General features: G+C 35.8%; 22 protein-coding genes. 11 read left to right on the forward strand and 11 right to left on the reverse strand.

What is annotated here, in order from left to right:
- Positions 1-128 precede the first annotated feature (128 nt).
- The 3 genes from F0161_RS06530 to F0161_RS06540 all read left to right on the forward strand — a co-directional run bounded on the left by F0161_RS06530 (position 129) and on the right by F0161_RS06540 (position 1388).
- Positions 129-578 carry a type II toxin-antitoxin system HicB family antitoxin gene (locus F0161_RS06530; protein ID WP_150204086.1) on the forward strand — a complete coding sequence of 150 codons (450 nt, stop codon included), beginning with the start codon at positions 129-131 and terminating at the stop codon, positions 576-578.
- 169 nt (positions 579-747) lie between these two features.
- Positions 748-933 (forward strand): type II toxin-antitoxin system HicA family toxin, encoded by a 186-nt coding sequence (locus F0161_RS06535; protein WP_150204087.1) that lies wholly within the window; start codon positions 748-750, stop codon positions 931-933.
- Positions 934-953: 20 nt separating this feature from the next.
- On the forward strand, positions 954-1388 hold the full coding sequence (locus F0161_RS06540) for a type II toxin-antitoxin system HicB family antitoxin (protein ID WP_150204088.1): 435 nt from the start codon (positions 954-956) through the stop codon (positions 1386-1388).
- Positions 1389-1436: 48 nt separating this feature from the next.
- On the opposite strand, the gene F0161_RS06545 is transcribed toward F0161_RS06540, so the two are convergent.
- The gene (locus tag F0161_RS06545; RefSeq protein WP_190318842.1) at positions 1437-2564 is read right to left on the reverse strand and encodes a glycerate kinase family protein; all 1128 of its coding nucleotides are present in this window, start codon (positions 2562-2564) and stop codon (positions 1437-1439) included.
- A gap of 180 nt (positions 2565-2744) precedes the next feature.
- On the opposite strand from F0161_RS06545, the gene F0161_RS06550 reads away from it, so the two are divergent.
- Together F0161_RS06550 and F0161_RS06555 are read left to right on the forward strand one after the other, a co-directional pair.
- The gene (locus tag F0161_RS06550) at positions 2745-3035 is read left to right on the forward strand and encodes a type II toxin-antitoxin system Phd/YefM family antitoxin (RefSeq protein ID WP_150204090.1); all 291 of its coding nucleotides are present in this window, start codon (positions 2745-2747) and stop codon (positions 3033-3035) included.
- Positions 3028-3294 (forward strand): Txe/YoeB family addiction module toxin, encoded by a 267-nt coding sequence (locus F0161_RS06555; protein WP_137601150.1) that lies wholly within the window; start codon positions 3028-3030, stop codon positions 3292-3294. Before F0161_RS06550 ends, F0161_RS06555 begins: the two co-directional genes overlap by 8 nt.
- A gap of 135 nt (positions 3295-3429) precedes the next feature.
- On the opposite strand, the gene F0161_RS06560 is transcribed toward F0161_RS06555, so the two are convergent.
- The 4 genes from F0161_RS06560 to F0161_RS06575 all read right to left on the reverse strand — a co-directional run bounded on the left by F0161_RS06560 (position 3430) and on the right by F0161_RS06575 (position 5740).
- Positions 3430-3768: a type II toxin-antitoxin system PemK/MazF family toxin gene (locus tag F0161_RS06560; RefSeq protein WP_137601107.1), complete on the reverse strand. Its 339-nt coding sequence runs from the start codon at positions 3766-3768 to the stop codon at positions 3430-3432.
- Positions 3769-3798: 30 nt separating this feature from the next.
- A complete protein-coding gene (locus tag F0161_RS06565) occupies positions 3799-4062 on the reverse strand; it encodes an AbrB/MazE/SpoVT family DNA-binding domain-containing protein (protein WP_150204091.1) in 264 nt (87 codons plus the stop codon).
- A gap of 271 nt (positions 4063-4333) precedes the next feature.
- On the reverse strand, positions 4334-4996 hold the full coding sequence (locus F0161_RS06570) for a DUF3800 domain-containing protein (RefSeq protein WP_170175887.1): 663 nt from the start codon (positions 4994-4996) through the stop codon (positions 4334-4336).
- 72 nt (positions 4997-5068) lie between these two features.
- Positions 5069-5740, reverse strand: coding sequence for a hypothetical protein (locus F0161_RS06575; RefSeq protein WP_150204092.1), 672 nt, complete (start codon positions 5738-5740; stop codon positions 5069-5071).
- Positions 5741-5913: 173 nt separating this feature from the next.
- Here F0161_RS06575 and F0161_RS06580 point away from each other — a divergent pair, with 173 nt between their 5' ends.
- Positions 5914-6234: a hypothetical protein gene (locus tag F0161_RS06580; protein ID WP_225423080.1), complete on the forward strand. Its 321-nt coding sequence runs from the start codon at positions 5914-5916 to the stop codon at positions 6232-6234.
- 45 nt (positions 6235-6279) lie between these two features.
- Here the strand turns inward: F0161_RS06580 and F0161_RS06585 are convergent, their stop codons facing one another.
- The 3 genes from F0161_RS06585 to F0161_RS06595 all read right to left on the reverse strand — a co-directional run bounded on the left by F0161_RS06585 (position 6280) and on the right by F0161_RS06595 (position 10803).
- Positions 6280-7014 (reverse strand): CPBP family intramembrane glutamic endopeptidase, encoded by a 735-nt coding sequence (locus F0161_RS06585; RefSeq protein ID WP_150204093.1) that lies wholly within the window; start codon positions 7012-7014, stop codon positions 6280-6282.
- Between the two features lie 141 nt (positions 7015-7155).
- Positions 7156-9915 carry a TOTE conflict system archaeo-eukaryotic primase domain-containing protein gene (locus F0161_RS06590; protein ID WP_150204094.1) on the reverse strand — a complete coding sequence of 920 codons (2760 nt, stop codon included), beginning with the start codon at positions 9913-9915 and terminating at the stop codon, positions 7156-7158.
- Between the two features lie 579 nt (positions 9916-10494).
- The gene (locus F0161_RS06595; protein ID WP_150204095.1) at positions 10495-10803 is read right to left on the reverse strand and encodes a GNAT family N-acetyltransferase; all 309 of its coding nucleotides are present in this window, start codon (positions 10801-10803) and stop codon (positions 10495-10497) included.
- 24 nt (positions 10804-10827) lie between these two features.
- On the opposite strand from F0161_RS06595, the gene F0161_RS11715 reads away from it, so the two are divergent.
- Both F0161_RS11715 and F0161_RS06605 read left to right on the forward strand, forming a co-directional pair.
- Positions 10828-11079, forward strand: a complete 252-nt coding sequence (locus F0161_RS11715) for an IS3 family transposase (RefSeq protein WP_002816285.1) — start codon at positions 10828-10830, stop codon at positions 11077-11079.
- A 17-nt stretch (positions 11080-11096) separates the two neighbouring features.
- Positions 11097-11975 (forward strand): IS3 family transposase, encoded by an 879-nt coding sequence (locus F0161_RS06605; RefSeq protein ID WP_263862651.1) that lies wholly within the window; start codon positions 11097-11099, stop codon positions 11973-11975.
- Between the two features lie 101 nt (positions 11976-12076).
- Here F0161_RS06605 and F0161_RS06610 read toward each other — a convergent pair whose 3' ends face one another.
- Positions 12077-12412, reverse strand: a complete 336-nt coding sequence (locus tag F0161_RS06610) for a hypothetical protein (protein ID WP_150204097.1) — start codon at positions 12410-12412, stop codon at positions 12077-12079.
- Complete coding sequence (locus tag F0161_RS06615; protein ID WP_150204098.1) at positions 12387-12572, reverse strand: hypothetical protein; 186 nt, start codon at positions 12570-12572, stop codon at positions 12387-12389. Before F0161_RS06615 ends, F0161_RS06610 begins: the two co-directional genes overlap by 26 nt.
- 687 nt (positions 12573-13259) lie before the next feature.
- On the opposite strand from F0161_RS06615, the gene F0161_RS06620 reads away from it, so the two are divergent.
- Positions 13260-13490, forward strand: a complete 231-nt coding sequence (locus tag F0161_RS06620; RefSeq protein ID WP_150204099.1) for a DUF2188 domain-containing protein — start codon at positions 13260-13262, stop codon at positions 13488-13490.
- A gap of 453 nt (positions 13491-13943) precedes the next feature.
- Here the strand turns inward: F0161_RS06620 and F0161_RS06625 are convergent, their stop codons facing one another.
- Positions 13944-14726 (reverse strand): hypothetical protein, encoded by a 783-nt coding sequence (locus tag F0161_RS06625; RefSeq protein WP_150204100.1) that lies wholly within the window; start codon positions 14724-14726, stop codon positions 13944-13946.
- A 25-nt stretch (positions 14727-14751) separates the two neighbouring features.
- On the opposite strand from F0161_RS06625, the gene F0161_RS06630 reads away from it, so the two are divergent.
- Together F0161_RS06630 and F0161_RS06635 are read left to right on the forward strand one after the other, a co-directional pair.
- Positions 14752-15177, forward strand: coding sequence for a hypothetical protein (locus F0161_RS06630; protein ID WP_150204101.1), 426 nt, complete (start codon positions 14752-14754; stop codon positions 15175-15177).
- A gap of 231 nt (positions 15178-15408) precedes the next feature.
- Complete coding sequence (locus F0161_RS06635; protein ID WP_150203428.1) at positions 15409-16614, forward strand: IS110 family RNA-guided transposase; 1206 nt, start codon at positions 15409-15411, stop codon at positions 16612-16614.
- The last annotated feature ends 199 nt before the right edge of the window (positions 16615-16813 follow it).

Here is a 16813-nt window from a genome sequence, read left to right on the forward strand (position 1 = left end):
AAATTTGAGAACAATGTAATATCTTTTATTTTTATTAAAGTAACCCCTTTCAATTTTGTTAAATCAGCAATCGTGATAGTATGTATGTGTTGAATAGTTAACTTTTGTTAATTGAAAGGAGTTCTACAATGTTAGCAAGTTATCCAGCCCTGTTCTATTCAAGTATTGGTATTGATGAACCGGCAGAATATTTCATCCATTTCCCCGATTTTAAAAATAGCGCGACTCAAGGAGATGATATCCACGATGCGTTGATCATGGCATCTGATTGGCTAGGTATGAATTTAGTTGATTATGTCGCCAACGGAGAAGCGTTGCCACAGCCCTCCGATATCAATCAATTGTCCCTTGTTAACAACAACCCATTCAAAAATGATCCTGATTTTAATCTCAAATACATCCCCAAAGAATCATTTATTTCAATGGTTAACGTTAACTTAGCAGACTACGTAGAACTGGATGAACCAATCGAGAAAAAAGTGACCATTCCTAAATGGGCTGACGAACGTGCAACCAGCTTACATTTGGATCTCGGCGAAACTTTAGTTGATTCAATATTAGAAAAAGAAATCCGTTAAATATTAAAGTGCTTAATTCAAATTTGAATTAGGCACTTTTTAAATTCTCTGAGATTAATTTAAGCTGAATGACCAAATTATTTCGTACTTAACTTATGTAGGTACAATTGTATTTATTGATTAACACGTGTTATACGTGTTAGAATTTCAGCATATGGAGAACTCCACAATGCCAATGACTCAACGGCAAATGGTTAAGTTGTTACACCGTCACGGATGGAAAAAAGTTATTGGTGGTAAAGGCTCTCACATTAAAATGAGCAAAGTTGGCCACAGACCAATTACTGTTCCGCATGGTGAACTAAACAGAATTACGCAAGATGCAATCTTTAAGGAAGCAAACTTAATAATATAAATTTAGAAAGGAGTCTTAATATGTTAGTCAGCTATCCAGCCTTATTTTACTTTTTAGAAAATGAACCGGTTAATTATTATATCTACTTTCCTGATATCAAAAGTACTGGCACTCAAGGAACTGATATCCCAGATGCCATGTCAATGGCTTCCGATTGGTTAGGAATCATGCTAGCTGATGATATTACGAATGAACGCCCAGTTGCAAACCCTTCAAACATCAACGATTTGTCTTTGAAAACCGATGCACCTCAGCAAACTTTAAATTTTGATCCAACGCGTTCATTTATCTCAATGGTCAATGTTGATTTAACAAACTACCTCACTGCAAATCATCCAATTAAGAAAACCTTGACGATTCCGCAATGGGCAGACAAAATTGGGCAAAAATTAAATATCAACTTTTCTCAAACTCTAACTGATGCTATTCTCGCTAAAAATATTAAAACTAAATAATTTCCAGTCAAAAACAGTGATGCAACCCTCATTTGAAGGTTCATCACTTTATTTGTTTTCAATCAATTCAATTACCTGCGCTGCATTACGTCCAGCTTGTGTCACTAACCTTTGGGTTTGTTGGATAGCCGTTTCGACCGTCATCGGCCGGCTCACACTTGGAATCACTAAATCAATTCCATGTTGGTACGCCCCTTGATATTCATCCCCTGCACTGCCTGTAATTGCAATCACTGGTAGCTGGTGTTGCTTAGCTAACTGCGCCACTCCAATCGGTACCTTACCACCCAATGATTGTCCATCAATTTTGCCTTCACCCGTAATCACCACATCGGCCGTTAACAACTTGTCTGGTAAGCCAATCAGTTTCATCACCGTTTGAATGCCAGATTCAATTTTGGCATGGCAAAAAGCTAAGAGAGCAAAACCAATCCCGCCTGCTGCACCTGCACCGGCTTCATTCGCATGATTTCCATGGGCAACTTGGTCCGCAAATTTTTCAATCATTTCATCCAGTTCAACAACTTGTTGTTCGTTGGCACCTTTTTGCGGTCCAAACACATAACTCGCACCCTGTTTACCCGTTAACGGATTGGTAACGTCGGATAAGCCAATGATTTGAACTCCCACCAAATTTCGTTCTAATTGTATCGTATCAATTGTATTAATTTGATTTAGGTTTGTTGGCACACCTTCAAGTAAATACGCATTTTCATCTAAGAACCGTGCACCCAATGCTTGTAGCATCCCCAGTCCAGCATCATTTGAGGCACTGCCACCGAGGCCGACATAAATCGTCTTTGCACCTTGATCAATGGCTTGTAACATTTGCTGGCCCACACCGTACGAACTAGCTCGCATCACGTCCAGTCGACCGTCAATCAAAGTAATCCCATCTGCTTGTGCCACTTCAATAATCGCCGTTTGAGGATCAAGTAATCCCCAGTGGGCTTCAACTGCTTCGCCAAACGGGTTTTTGACTGGTTTGGAATAGACTTCTCTGTGAGTCGCATCAGTCACCACCGAAACTGTGCCCTCACCACCATCGGCAATCGCAACTTTTTCAATCTCAAACTGTGAATTGCCTTGCTGCAACCCAGTTTCAATATAATTCGCAATTTCTTCCGAGGTCCCACTACCCTTAAATGAATCCACGGCGATAATTATTTTTGTCATGTGTAATCTCTTTTCCGATATTTGATAGTGGTATCTTAACATATTTGTGGTAAATGGCAGTTTTTCATCGTATTTAATACATGTAACCATACGCCTCGAGATTGTCCGAGCAATCTTTTTGACGTACGTAGTTACGTGCGCTAAAATAACACTATAAATTCAAAGAAAGGAGTTAATCATATGCAAGATATTTACACCCCAACTAAAGCCCGTCAAAATTTGTATTCAATCTTAAAAGATGTTAATGCCAATAGTCGTCCTGTAATTATCACTCGTGCTAATGGTGATGAAAGTAGCTCGGCCGTGCTCGTCAGCAAAAAGGATTGGGATGCACAACAAGAAACAATGGCCCTGTTAGCTAATGGTCAGTTACAATTTGCTTTAGCACACGAACACGATGAAACTGAGGATATCGATGATATGATTGCTTCAATTGATTCTGAGATTGAACATGAAAGTCCAAATGAATAACTGGCACGTTCAGGCCGTTAAGTCAGCTCGGAAAGATTTAAAAAAAGCCCGTCAAAGTAATTTGAATCGAGCATTGATGGAAATTATTGATACATTAAGGACCAATCCATATGCGCAAACTCAGTCATTTGAAAAATTAACCCCACCTGCCGCCGGTAAATATTCACGCAGATTAAATAGTCAGCATCGAGTTGTTTATATCATTGATATCCCTAGTCATACCGTCACAATTTTGTCGGCCTGGTCACACTACGAATAACTCACCACTTGAAGTGGTATACTGTACTCACCCTTGGCAGGAACTATAGGCGCAACGGAGTCGTAACGAAACTAATGTTTTGTTCAACGGCTCCTTTTTTGATTTCAACTATTTGAGAAACGGCGCCATGACTAGTTATTCAGTCATTTCTGCAAAGATTTCAGCAACTTCACCGATTAACAATGCATCTGCACGTGCTAATTGTTTAGTCTTTCGAGCTAACAAATCAATCGTTATGATTTGATCTGTCATGACCACTCCAGTGATGTTACCAGCACGTCCGTCAATTGCGACGTGTAATGGAAAATGTTTATTATGACTGGTAATTGGGAAAACCGATACAAAGCCACTGACCTGCTGGCTTTCTTGATTAGTCCAAACTAGTCCTAGTCGGTATCCCTGTTGTTCATGACCTAATGATGGATCAAAATTTAACGCAATGATATCTCCACGTTGGTAGGTATTAAATTTCATAGGAGTTTAATCCTTTCAATCATATTTTGGTTACCATATTTCGCGGCCTTTGGGACCTAGCAAATCATTCGAGGCAATTTCACGGTTCTTGAGGTAATCTTGTGGATCATAATCTGCAAAGCGCTGCATCAGTTTTGACTGTTGACTAGTTTTTTCAATGATAATTTTGCCGTCATTAACGGTTAATGTAACCTGCTCGTTATCGATATTTTCAACTCCAATTTGTTTTAACATTTTTTTTGATAAGCGAATTCCTTGTGAGTTTCCCCATTTTGAAATATTGGTGACCGTCATGGTATGACCTCCTCAATTACTAGTTTTAATTAAGTATATACATTGGGATATCCTTTCGTCAATCAAGTCACATTAGTTAAATACGTCAAATTTGGCCAATTGCATTTTTTTGCATAAAAATACCCCACTCCGACATGAAGTGAGGTAGGAAAGACATAAGTAGTGCCTATGCAGCGACTGATAATTCAGCTGATGTTCACCCAGGGGATCACACGAAACATAGGTCTTATCTATGACTACATTATACAACCTGCGCAGCCGTTTGTTAACTTTATTGACCGAACTGGTCAGCAGGTAAAAATTGATGATTTTTCAAAGATGGCTCAACATACGTAATTAAATTATTTTTGCCCGAGAGATAATATTGGTTGATGGCATTGGCCACAAAATCGGCTGTTTGAATGCCATAATCCAGGTGGGATTCAATGTACATGCCATTAAATTCAATGTCATACATATTGTTTTCATAAACTAAATGAATTTTCAGATAATCTTCAAACGAATTCTTACTTTGGACTTGAATCGTCCGTGCATCTAAGTAACAATTCAGCTGACGAACGTCGGGATTATCACGGACGATGGCATCAATCACATATTTCGACATAAAGTTATAAAAAGCGGCCTTATCATCTAACCATTGATGATGAATTTTTTCTTTATCAGTCGTGATGCTGTAAACTTGAATATCGGGTTTACACAGTGATTGCAAGACAATTTGCTTATCTTCCGGGTTCAAATAGGCGGCCTTCACTTCCCCGTCCTTCCAAACCTTGTTGATGTGTTTTTGTTTCATAAATAAACTGGCTTTTTTCATCCGGCGACGAATCGTTTTGGTTTTGGCAATATCAACCACCACAAAAGCAATCGTGAAATAGCGCCCAGCACCATAGCCCAGATTACCAGATTCATCGATAAACACATCAATTGACCTCACCGTGATCACCCCTCGCAGTTATTTGTATTCAATATAACATAACGAAGCGGAAATAAGGCGTGCACTGCATTCCTACAAATCAGGGTCATGAATTGACTTAGCAATTACATTCACGGTTCCGTTCTCTTGTCGCGCAAACGTCAGCTTGCACGGAAGTATCTCGTCATTATTCAAATGCGTCACCCACTCAAAGCAGCCATCCGGTAACCGCCAAAATCTGGTCTGATAGCCCCACATCGTCGTCATCCCCGGATACAAACTTCCGGTAACGTCATCAACATAGTGCCCCATCGACAACACCGACGCCGTCTGGTCCTCGGTTAAATTATTCACATCAAAAAACCAATTGTCTTCTTTGCCAATCTGACGTTCCGACCCAAACTGGTCGATTTCAATCATCACTCCATCAACCCCATAGGTCACATTGATCAACTCACCAATTTCACTTTCACACGGTGTAATCCACAACTCAAAATTTTGTTGGATTAAATCATAGGTCGCAATCGCCTCACCATACGGAATTGGTTTTGAATCGTGAACCGGGCTGCGCGTAAACGCTTGATACAAGTCCAACGCAATTTCCTGTTGGTCTGTTTTATTGGTAATCAAAGTCAGCGCTTCATCTGAATTTGAAGTCAACTCCAATTTTAGTTCATAATTTTGATACTTAAACCCCTTAATCATCTGTCGATCAAACGCCGAACGAAATCGAACTCGATAAACCTCATTCTCTAATTTAGCCATGAGTTACGTCCCCCTCCACTAGTTGAAATATCATCATTCCTTTTGATACCCACATTTTAGCACTTAAAGTGGCCAAACTATGACCAAAAAGGCCGAAAAATAAGTTGTTTTTATTTATTAAACAAGGTATGATTAAACTATAGAACATGCGTTCGTATTTAAGGAGATGCATCATGATACCAATAGCAGAACTAGATCAATTCATCGACAAAGGTAGTCGTGCCAAAGACACCTTCTACGAAAAAGCATTAGTGTATCAACAAGCTAAAAATATGAAACGGCAACCGGCCAAGCGTTGGAATGACACTAAAGTTGACCGCGCTGTCGACAAGATGTGGGCAGAGATTATCGATAGCGTGCTGACTAAAGTTGAAAACGCCATGCAACGCCGCTCCAACCCATTTGGTGATGATTGGCAAAAGTTTATGAACGCCAATGAGATTCTTGAAAGCTTAGAGGAATCAATGAGTGAATTGAGCTTTACAGAAGAATAATCAAGCGACACAAAAAGTCCGACGAAAATATTCGCCGGACTTTTGTTAGCTTAATACTTCTACTAAGAAAATAATGGTAAAACCAATTTGATCAAATAAATAATGCATCGTGAACGGAATCAAAATGTTCTTCGAACGAATAAAGGCGCCCGTTAAGAAGAATCTGGCTGGACCAATCAAGAGAAACATTTGTGCCAAATTACCATTGTAGGCATTGTAGTGAATCGCACCAAACAGCAAGATTGAAATCAACAACCCACCATAAATACTGGCGCTTCGTGAGAGCTTAAACTGTTTCTGCAACACAACCGCGAAGCCAATGAATACAAAGACACTGAAAAGTTCCTCATTCATTAAGTTAACTGAATCAGTCCCATAATTGATTAACAGCCGACTCAAGGTCATATTTTGGATATTCGCATGGCCATTGGTTTTCAGCCCCATCAGGTGAATTAACGTTTGCGCAACCTGCGTAAAAATCGCATAATCAATAAAATAAACCAGCCAAGTTTTTAGATTCGACTTCGACCAAAATTTTGATTGAATTAGCACCTTAAAATTAGCTTGCGTTGTTACTTTTAAAGCGACAATCATCAAGATTAAAGGAATTAAACTCACAAAAATAAAATATACGAATTGATTTGGATTATTTGGTGACAGATAATCCATTAATAAAATGGCACCCATAATCACTGAACCCGCTAAGGCTAACAATAGTCCCCGTGACGCGGACAGGTTCGAATCTACTAATGGGATTTTACGCTGTTCACTGTTTCTCAAAAATCGTCATCTTACTTCTCCCAGTGTTTTTCTTAATCATCACCTTAGCACTGGCAATTAAGAGAAGCGACAGTTTTGCTCAATCGCGGATAACTAATCACCACTTTATCAATCAATGTATTCTAACATCACATCATAAATTCAAAATAAGTCTACACCTATAGTTTTTTTCAGTTCATCCGCTAATTCTGAGTTCTCAAATCGCATAGCTAAGCCATTGTTATTATGGTTTAAAATTTGATCAAACCCATACCATACAATTTTGTCATCAATGATTACTATATTTGTCACATTCTCTATGAATCGTAAAGTATAGCGATCTTTATCCAGTTTAAGCCTACTAATGTCTGTTTGATTTGATACTATTAGTTCAATATTTTTGTCTCTAATTGACTCAATTAACTCAATCAATTTCACGTTAAGCTTATAAAAACTTATCACAATTTTTCTATTTATATTTTTGAAATCATCATTAATTTGCTTTAAACCCGAATTATTATCAAAAATACGACTCATTGAGTTTGTTCCATTATCAACAATGCTATAGTGCAAATCTCGATATGTCCTCAATCTCTTTTGATACATTCTGGCAAACATTGGAACTAATAAATCAACATAATCAAATAGTAGCAACTCGTTCTTGGTGTCGACATTTCTACTCATTCGACCAACATATTGCTCTGTATTTCCTTTCCAAGAAATTGGCATTACAAGCAATAATGTGTCGATAGTTGCTAAATCAAACCCTTCACCCACAAAACTACCAGTTGCTAAAATTACATACGGATCTGTGTATTTTGTTATTTCATCTATAACTCGCTTATTTTCTTTAGGTTTTTGACTACCAGATAATTCAAAAACTTTGATTGTTTTCGGTATTAATTTGCTTAAAATTTTTATATGCATAATTCTCTGTGTCAATACCAATTGGTGTCGACCACAATTATTATTATCAACTATGTCCTGAACAATCATTTTGTTCCTATCATCCGAATGTATTATCATTTCATAATTTTCAGAAATACTCTGATTATTTATTTGACTAGTATTAAGTTCACCTATTTTAGTAATTCTTGGTATTAGCTTTCTTGATACATTGAGAATTTGCTTTTCATCAACCTTCTCAGTTTTAAACGCAATACTACCTGCTCTCATAAAAATTATTGGATCATATTTATCTCGACGATATGGAGTAGCTGACAATCCATAAATATATTTAGCTTTAGAATGCATTACAACTTGATCAAATGTGACTGCCGCCACATGATGAACCTCATCAATAATGACCATGCCATAATTATCTAAAAAATCATCTATATTTTTCATTTTGCTTAACGTTTGTACTGTGGCAATGTCTATCAGATTACTTACTGATTTTTTCCCACCGTATATTGTTCCAATCTTATGCTTTTTCTTTTTTCTACCGGTTGGTGTGTACTCTTTCAGTGGTTCTCCACTAACTTGAAGAAATTCATTTAACCTTTTAAACCATTGATCACCTAAATTTTTATTATTAACAATAATTAAAGTACTACAATTTCTTTGAGCAATTAAGCTAGCAGAAATAACAGTTTTTCCGAAGCCCGTCCTGGCCGCTAAAACTCCCATATTATTTTGCATCAAACTAACAAGTGCATGTTTTTGATTCTCTCTTAATGATCCGATAAACTTAGCACTTATTGTTTGACCTTTTACTGTTCTATCTAATATTTTTATGTTACTAATCTTATCTACTAAATTAGTTTCTAGTCCCCTTGGCAGCCCAATATAATGCTCATATTTATGTGCAAGTGAAATATATTGTGGTGTATCCCAAGTACTAAAGCGCTGCTTTTGTTTTAAAAAATATTCTGGATTATAAAAACTTGCGCCCCATCTTAATACCATAATTTGTTTATTAGTTAACTCATCAATAGGAAAGTACAATTGATTACTACGAATTACAGTGATTTCATTCTTAAAATTATAAGTTTCATCTTTTATTAATTCATTATCTTCCTTTTTTGAGCTGTATAATTGAAACTTATATTCATTCAACAGATTATTTATTGCATTAACTACATCTTGTTCACTTAATGTTTCAACTTGTTCTAAAAAATCCCACTGATTCTCAAACGGATTAAACTCACTATCTATAAACACACTATTTCCTTGTTTCATACGCTCAAATTGTAAAGGTGCGGCAATTAAGTTACCAAAACCTCCATCAGGTAATTCATCTTGATTTGGAAATAATCGATCAAATGCTTCAAAAGATATATCTGGATTTACTGCCATGGTTGCTTTTAATAATTCCTTACCCAAATTCCTGGCTAATTTGGCCTTTATTGGTACTTCAAAGAAATACCAGATATGCCCTCCATTACCTGATTGAGATTTTTCAACACTCGGCTTCAAACCATATTTTTTACTAACAGAACAAATAGAAGTTACTATAGTTTTCCAATTTTTCTTATCGATATCAATAACTAGAAAATTTGTTTTGTTATCCAACAACAATGGATACAATCCAATAAATTTTTCCCCTTTCAGATGTTCTTTTATTACTTCATTTGTTAATGGTAAATGATTATTTCTATCAGGCATCCCATTGGTAAAAGTCGTGACTGGACTATAAATAAATTTTTGCAGCTTTTTATTAAAATATCTTTTTGCATAGATATCTGTCCTAGCTTTGAACCGACTTTTGTATAATTTAATTTTTTCATGAGTAGATAGTTGTGATTTAGTGCTATTATTAACATTTCTAAATCTAGAGTTAAATTTATTGATTGACTCTATTTTTACTTCATTTTTACCAACAACTTCATAAACAGCTTGCTTTTCGTCAAGTTCGTCGCTTATCCCAACTGTCAATAGTTTGTATCGAATGCCATGTGCATCAACATATTCTTGTGCCATATTGAGCCCTCCGTATTAACAAAAGAATATCAGAAAAATCGATTTTTTAACATAACTATTTTGATTTTTCACATTGCGACATTGTTATTTTTAAAGTACGCTAATATAGCAAGCTTTGTAAATAAAATTTTATTATGACAAATACAAAGTGAAATCAATAATTTAGTATTGCAATTTTCTTTTAAAAAGTTTTCCCTATCAATGGAGGTTATTATGGGTACATTTTTCTCAATTCTATTTTTAATTTCAATGGTCATTACCATCATTTACGCATTAATTTTAATCTGGTCCTACGCACAACACCAACCAAACTTTGCCACACCTCAAATAACAGCTATATTTGCTGTTATTACCGTAGTACTCTTCATACTTGGTACGTTGACATCTAAATAAATGGTTGTTTTGTAATAAAGGAGATATCGCATTATTTGCAATATCTCCTTTTTACTTAGTTTTTAATTAGTTCATACATCAATCAACTTCATAATAATAACATCACTCATTATTTAGCTCTAAAACAAGTTGCAATAAATATCCTTCTCTGAGAAAAATTGAGTATCACATAATACTAAAATCACGTCATAGTAGCATATCTTCAACCTCTTTAAGCGTTATTGCTAATGCTTCTATATTCTTAATTTGCTTATGTGCCCCGTATACGTCGAACCCTTGCTTTTTATAAAAATCAACTGCACTTTCTAATGCGTGTACTTGTATTAATGTAATACCTACAAAAAACGAGAGCTGATGTATCTGCTCAAAGATATATGACATAAGCAATTTACCATAGTTGTTGCCTTGATATTTATTATTCACACCAAAATACATTATTGGATGTAAGCTGATTCCTGAGACAACTTTTAAGAGAGGGTATAATGAATAAATCATCTCTCAAAAGGAAGGAATTTTTACATGCCAACTCGTTACGACAAAGAATTCAAACAAAACATTATCAACCTATATAAGCAAGGCGAATCAGCTGCCCAACTGGCCAGAGAATATGGCATTGGCTATTCAACAGTTCATAAGTGGATCCAGGGCCAGGCCAAAACTCAATCCGGTAAATCGCCAGACGAAATCAAAGCAATGGAAAAGCGACTGGCTTCGCTGTCTGAGGAGAACGAAATCCTAAAAAAAGCCCTGGGCTTCCTTGCGCAGAAGTAACCAATATCTTTGATTACATTCACCAAGAAAGCCATCACCACCAGGTAACCAAGATGTGCCGAATCCTCGGTGTTTCCAGAGCTCAGTATTATCGTTATCGATCCCCCAAACCTTCAAAACGCCGGGCCGAAGATGCGGGCTTGAAACAACGGATTCTGCGGATCTTTGCGGAATTTAAGCAGCGATACGGTGTTATGAAGATCCACCATGAATTGAATCTGGAACTTCAACCACTGCAGCTTCGGTGCAGTCCACGACGGATTTCCCGGCTCATGAAGGAACTGGATATCCACTCCGTTACCGTCAATAAGTGGAAAGCGGCTTCGGCTTCCAAAACCAAGGTTGAACAGCGTCCCAACTTGCTTAAGCAGGATTTATCGACTACTGGTTTAAATCAAAAATGGACCGCTGATATGACCTATATTCAAACGAAGCGTAATGGCTGGTGTTACTTATCAACCATCATGGACCTGCACTCACGACGGATTATCAGCTATTCGTTCTCAAAAAAGATGGATACTGATTTAGTCTTAAAGACCCTTGAAAGCGCGGTTAAAAATCGAACCATTACTGGGGACCTGATTATCCATACGGATTTAGGATCACAGTATACCAGCGATGATTACAATCAACGTTTAACTGAGCTACATATCCGCCACTCATACAGCCGTAAGGGTTGTCCGTATGATAATGCGCCAATGGAATCCTTTCACGCTTCCCTCAAAAAGGAATGTGTTTATCCAGTGCCAGTCTTTGAAGATTATGAAACTGCCGCTGCCGTCCTTTTTGAATATGTGCATGCTTTCTACAATAGGAAGAGAATTCATAGTTCACTGGGCTACCAGACCCCCTTACAAGTTGAAATTGCAACACTTACGAGCCAAATGGCCGTCTGATTTAATGCTTTCCAGGGTTCAAATAAGTTATTAATCGCGATTAATGATTTATTTGAACCCTGGAAGGTAAACGCGGTTCTGAATGTCTCTTAAAATCTGTCTCAAATATTGACTTCAATCCAATCCGAGTTAACAACTTCTTTGCTTCGTTTATATTTACTTCCAAGTTGTACGCTATCTGCAAACATAGAACAATAGGCTATAATTTCTTTCTCAACTGTTAACACGTACGTTTGAGTTAAATTATTTACGGACATACTTATAGCATCGTCAGCTATAAAATTGTTTATTTCTTCATATGTTTCTATGTCTTTTTGAGCTAATAATTGATCATTTTTTGGCTTACAATCAAAAGCTTGATAATCATCAAGATTACCAAGCTCACTTACATTAATAAATTTAATTTCTGAATTACTTAAAGAGTTTGCTAGTGACATTTACATTTGCTGCCTCTCGTAATTCTTTAAATCCTCGACCAATTTCTTTTAATTGCTTTGCTCTATTATTAGAAAATTTTCCTTCAATTCTATTATTCAATTTCATTTTTTCGCTAGGAGAAATCTTTATATCTGAATTTGGTTTATTTAAAGTTGACATGTTAATTCCTCCTAATTTGTATTATCTCTATTTTTACATTACCATAATTCGTTTACAAAATATATATATATTTACGATTAATCCACAAATATACTAACGTCAGTATATCATCAGTAACAAACTTATCCATTATTAATGCTCATAGCATTCGTCATTTCCAGTAATTATTTAATAGAAAATAATAAAAAATGGCTTCCAAATTTCTAACAAAACAACACTGTATTAAAGTTAGTTTGTTGTTACTTTTGGTTAAGTTTCTTCCAATTCCTTTAGAGCATCAGCAGTAACTTTGGATATACATCCCTTTTTACCACAATCAATTTGGAAGATATATTAAAAAGGTTATCTCTACCTTAAACCTGCATGTTAAAGAGGGATTCATAGGTATATCTTCCATCCTCATTGTGAAATTATTTCATAACTATACATACTGATTGTGTATGAGTTCAAATTAATATATGCTTTAATTAACACCAACACCAAATATTTGATAAATACTTATAATTTAATTTTAGCTAAAAATCATAACATTTTATACATCAATTTAATTTCAAAAAGACACATAGCGTGGTGGCTTTTGAACGTATGTTCTTGTTAAATTAGATATATAGTGTTAAAATACCTTTATACCAGTCGTAAATCCGTATATTCCGATTTGTAAATTAAACACAAAGCGTGGTGATATTAATGGCAAAGAAAAATCAATGGGTTGTGCCGCATGGAGATAAGTGGGCAGTTCAAGGAGAGGGCAATTCAAAAGCTACAAAACTATTTGATAACAAAACTGACGCTTTAAATTTTGGCAGAGAAACGGCTAAAAATCAGCATTCTGAATTAATTGCACAAAAGAAAAATGGTAAGATTAATTATAAAAATAGCTACGGAAATGACCCCAACCCACCTAAAGACAAAAAATAATCTTCACAATTATTATATATATAATCCTAAGCATTTTACTGAAGCTAATTATAACTTTTGTAATCTACTTAGGATTTTTTAGTGTTCCCAGTTTAAAAACGAACTAAATCACTATATGTTCTTCTTAATTTAGTTCCGCATTAAATAAACTTTTGAAAATTACAAAAAAGCCAACCCATTTCTGAGTCAGCTCTATAAACGTTGTTATATCAATTATTTTTTACCTTGGTCGTCCTCACCTGTTTGTAAAACAGTCATAAAGGCTTCTAATGCTAGGCAAAAAACTGACACATTCTAATTAATCTTGTAAGCCACTATAAACGACTGGTGTATATACGTTTATAGTGGTTTTATTTTGTTGCGAGGTTCTAGTAATTACTAGTAAATTCTACCGATTTCTGTTCGAGCGTCGGCAAAATGTCGGAATATTGCGATTGTATACTTTCTACGTTATTAGCTTTCTAATTGATTGTTACTGTCGACCGTGTACAATCCAGAACCCAAAATTCGGAATTTATTTAAATCATTAACAGTGTCAAAAGAGTTAGCAATATTTTTCAACGATCCAATTCTAACTTCTTCACTTTTATTCGGGTTTAATAATTTATTTGCAATTCTGAATTCTTTTTGATTGGAATATTTATTTCTTTTTTTAAACGCACCAGACAAATATGGGTCATTGTCATTAAAGAATCCTTTGGCATCATTTTCGTCATAGTACTCAATTGGTCCATACGATAATCCGCTTTTTTTCAGCAATTTTCTAAATTTAAATACATCGTAAATTAAAATTGGAGTCCTCTTGTCATCGTTGAATTTCTGAAGATCATTTAGAGTTTCTTCATTTAGTTTCAGGTCACAAGTTCCCTTACTCTCATCCAAGTTATACATTTCGAAGTTCTTATCACACGTAAGATAGAACATGGAAGCAATTCCTATACTTTTAATATCTAAGTTATTCAAACCTTTATTAATACTTCCTGATACCTCATGGAGTGGAATCCACTCGTTGATTTGATTATCTTCATCATAAATTCCGACGCTTATTTTGTCGGTTTTCTTTATGTTATAAACTCTACTTCCTTCGAATTTATCGCCGATAATCTCATCGCCCTCGTTGTTCTCTAAATTCCTAAAATTTTGCAATGGCTCAAAATGTATTTCACCTTTCAAAGTTCCTTGCACATGCTGTTTCTCTACAAATTTAATGTATACACCTATATCACGAAGTAGCAAAATCAGACACCTCAATATTTATTTTATGTTTTCAGTATACTCTCAATTTTTGCCTTCTTTTACGAATAAATTAAAAAATTTAGACAAAAAAACAGTTGAGTATGCAAAGAAACAAAGTGCGTTGATGAATAGGGTGTTCGGAATAGATACTTCGAAAGTGGACCCTGAATTTACCGGTCTGATTTATAAATTATCCAATTACTCCAAGCGAGAAATTAGATCACAGTTCAGCACAAACGGGGGGTTGTTTCCATCAATCTTAATGAATAAAAATAATGAAGGTCCTTCTAGTAGAATTAATAATATTGCGTTAACAAAATCGTTAGTGTTTGACTCAAATTCTATTGAATTAACATCATTGTCCGTTACCGATTTGCATGGTAGCACTCACATTTTACCGATATCAAATAAGTTCCCACAAAAACTGACTAACATTAGTGGTGAATCATAATTCGACGGAATTATGATTCACCACTTTTTCTTTTTTTGCTAAAGTGGTAATGAAGTTGACATGTCGAAGGTCTATTTGGCGCACCTTCTGGTGACGTCGTCACAAAAACTGGCAACTTCATTTGGTTCACAAATTAACTCGCTCGAAGTCCGTTGGCTATTTAAAGTCGTGTATTGAAAATTGAGATGAGTGAATCAGTGAATACAACTTTCATAAAGGTGGTAGTTAGTCATGGATATCGTATTTGGTATTGATGTAAGTAAGCACAGCTCCAATATAGCAATTTTGATTGAACAAAAGGTTTACAAAGAATTCAAAATTCAAAATGACCGGCATGGGTTTGAAATTCTTGAAGATGAGCTAGATGGCTTAACATCACCACAGATAATTTTTGAATCTTCAGGAATCTATTCTCGCAGTATACGTGCATTTCTGATTCGTAACGGTTGGCAATATACAGAAATTAATCCTTTAGCAGCTAAGAAGGATATGGATAGTTTTCGCCACAATAAAAATGACCGATTAGATGCAGTTTCATTGGCAATGGCGATGTCACAACATCACTACAAGCCAACATTTCAGGAACAACCAGTTTATTCAGAACTGCATGATTTAGAACGGACATATCAAGAGCTGAATGAAGATATTGTTAGGGCTAAGAATCGATTACATCAAAAACTACAACTGGCTTTCCCCGAAATTGAACGATTCTTAAGTGTCACCGATGGTGCATTGTATTGGCACATCGTTCAGCAGTTTCCACATCCATCTCTGGTTTTAGAAATGGGAATTACCGAACTGGCTCGGCTAATTATTGAAGCGACACCTAAGAACATGGGTGAACGTCGTTCGCTGGTTCTAGCCCAGCACTTACAAGATTTGGCATATAATTCAGCTCCAGCTGTTGAAAACTGCACACATGCCGTCCAAGCTGTAATTTATTTAGCCGGAGAAGTAGAACGACTCGATACTTTGAAGAAGAAAACGATTGACGAAATGACTGAAATTTCAGCTAATCTTCAGGAAATTCCCATTCTACAATCGATTCCAGGAATTGGTATTAAAACAGCAGTATGTTTGGTGGCTGAATTGGGAGATATCCGCAGATTTAGAAAACCTAATGCGATTAATGCTTATATCGGAATTGACTTAATTCAATATCAATCTGGGGACTTTGAAATGGGACAGCACATCAGGAAGCGTGGGAATACCTACGCTCGTAAAATACTTTTCAAAGCTGTACTGAATATAGTGAGTGTCTCAAGATATCATCCTAGTAACATTAGTCTGTTCTATCAAAGAAAAAAGCAATCTTCCGGTGACATTCACACCAAGAAGATTGCCATAGCTGCGATGGGAAGGCTCAATCGAACCATCTACCACCTCATCAAAAATAATGAATTTTATGACCCTATGAAGTTCACGCCAGAACTGTAGATCATTATCCATTCAAATACATTATAGCATCTCAAAAATTAGGAATACTAGAGATGTTTATTTTGTGTACACTCAATTTAATTTAATTGATCTTTTTCAGTTCATATACGTTATTAAATAGGCCTGTAGCCATGCTTTATTAAAATAAAAAACCATTAGAACGAGGTTTCCCTTGACTAATGGTAGAAAATAAGCCCTA

It is taken from the genome of Paucilactobacillus nenjiangensis (assembly GCF_008632615.1).
GTDB lineage: Bacteria > Bacillota > Bacilli > Lactobacillales > Lactobacillaceae > Paucilactobacillus > Paucilactobacillus nenjiangensis.

Coding starts and splice junctions, on each gene's coding strand:
- F0161_RS06580 (WP_225423080.1), top strand. CDS start 5,914: ATGATACCAATAGCAGAACTAGATCAATTCATCGACAAAGGTAGTCGT.
- F0161_RS06630 (WP_150204101.1), top strand. CDS start 14,752: ATGTTTTCAGTATACTCTCAATTTTTGCCTTCTTTTACGAATAAATTA.
- F0161_RS06610 (WP_150204097.1), bottom strand. CDS start 12,412: ATGTCACTAGCAAACTCTTTAAGTAATTCAGAAATTAAATTTATTAAT.
- F0161_RS06540 (WP_150204088.1), top strand. CDS start 954: ATGTTAGTCAGCTATCCAGCCTTATTTTACTTTTTAGAAAATGAACCG.
- F0161_RS06635 (WP_150203428.1), top strand. CDS start 15,409: ATGGATATCGTATTTGGTATTGATGTAAGTAAGCACAGCTCCAATATA.
- F0161_RS06595 (WP_150204095.1), bottom strand. CDS start 10,803: ATGATTTATTCATTATACCCTCTCTTAAAAGTTGTCTCAGGAATCAGC.
- F0161_RS06555 (WP_137601150.1), top strand. CDS start 3,028: ATGAATAACTGGCACGTTCAGGCCGTTAAGTCAGCTCGGAAAGATTTA.
- F0161_RS06590 (WP_150204094.1), bottom strand. CDS start 9,915: ATGGCACAAGAATATGTTGATGCACATGGCATTCGATACAAACTATTG.
- F0161_RS06565 (WP_150204091.1), bottom strand. CDS start 4,062: ATGACGGTCACCAATATTTCAAAATGGGGAAACTCACAAGGAATTCGC.
- F0161_RS06615 (WP_150204098.1), bottom strand. CDS start 12,572: ATGTCAACTTTAAATAAACCAAATTCAGATATAAAGATTTCTCCTAGC.
- F0161_RS06620 (WP_150204099.1), top strand. CDS start 13,260: ATGGCAAAGAAAAATCAATGGGTTGTGCCGCATGGAGATAAGTGGGCA.
- F0161_RS06575 (WP_150204092.1), bottom strand. CDS start 5,740: ATGGCTAAATTAGAGAATGAGGTTTATCGAGTTCGATTTCGTTCGGCG.
- F0161_RS06560 (WP_137601107.1), bottom strand. CDS start 3,768: ATGAAATTTAATACCTACCAACGTGGAGATATCATTGCGTTAAATTTT.
- F0161_RS11715 (WP_002816285.1), top strand. CDS start 10,828: ATGCCAACTCGTTACGACAAAGAATTCAAACAAAACATTATCAACCTA.
- F0161_RS06535 (WP_150204087.1), top strand. CDS start 748: ATGCCAATGACTCAACGGCAAATGGTTAAGTTGTTACACCGTCACGGA.
- F0161_RS06550 (WP_150204090.1), top strand. CDS start 2,745: ATGCAAGATATTTACACCCCAACTAAAGCCCGTCAAAATTTGTATTCA.
- F0161_RS06545 (WP_190318842.1), bottom strand. CDS start 2,564: ATGACAAAAATAATTATCGCCGTGGATTCATTTAAGGGTAGTGGGACC.
- F0161_RS06530 (WP_150204086.1), top strand. CDS start 129: ATGTTAGCAAGTTATCCAGCCCTGTTCTATTCAAGTATTGGTATTGAT.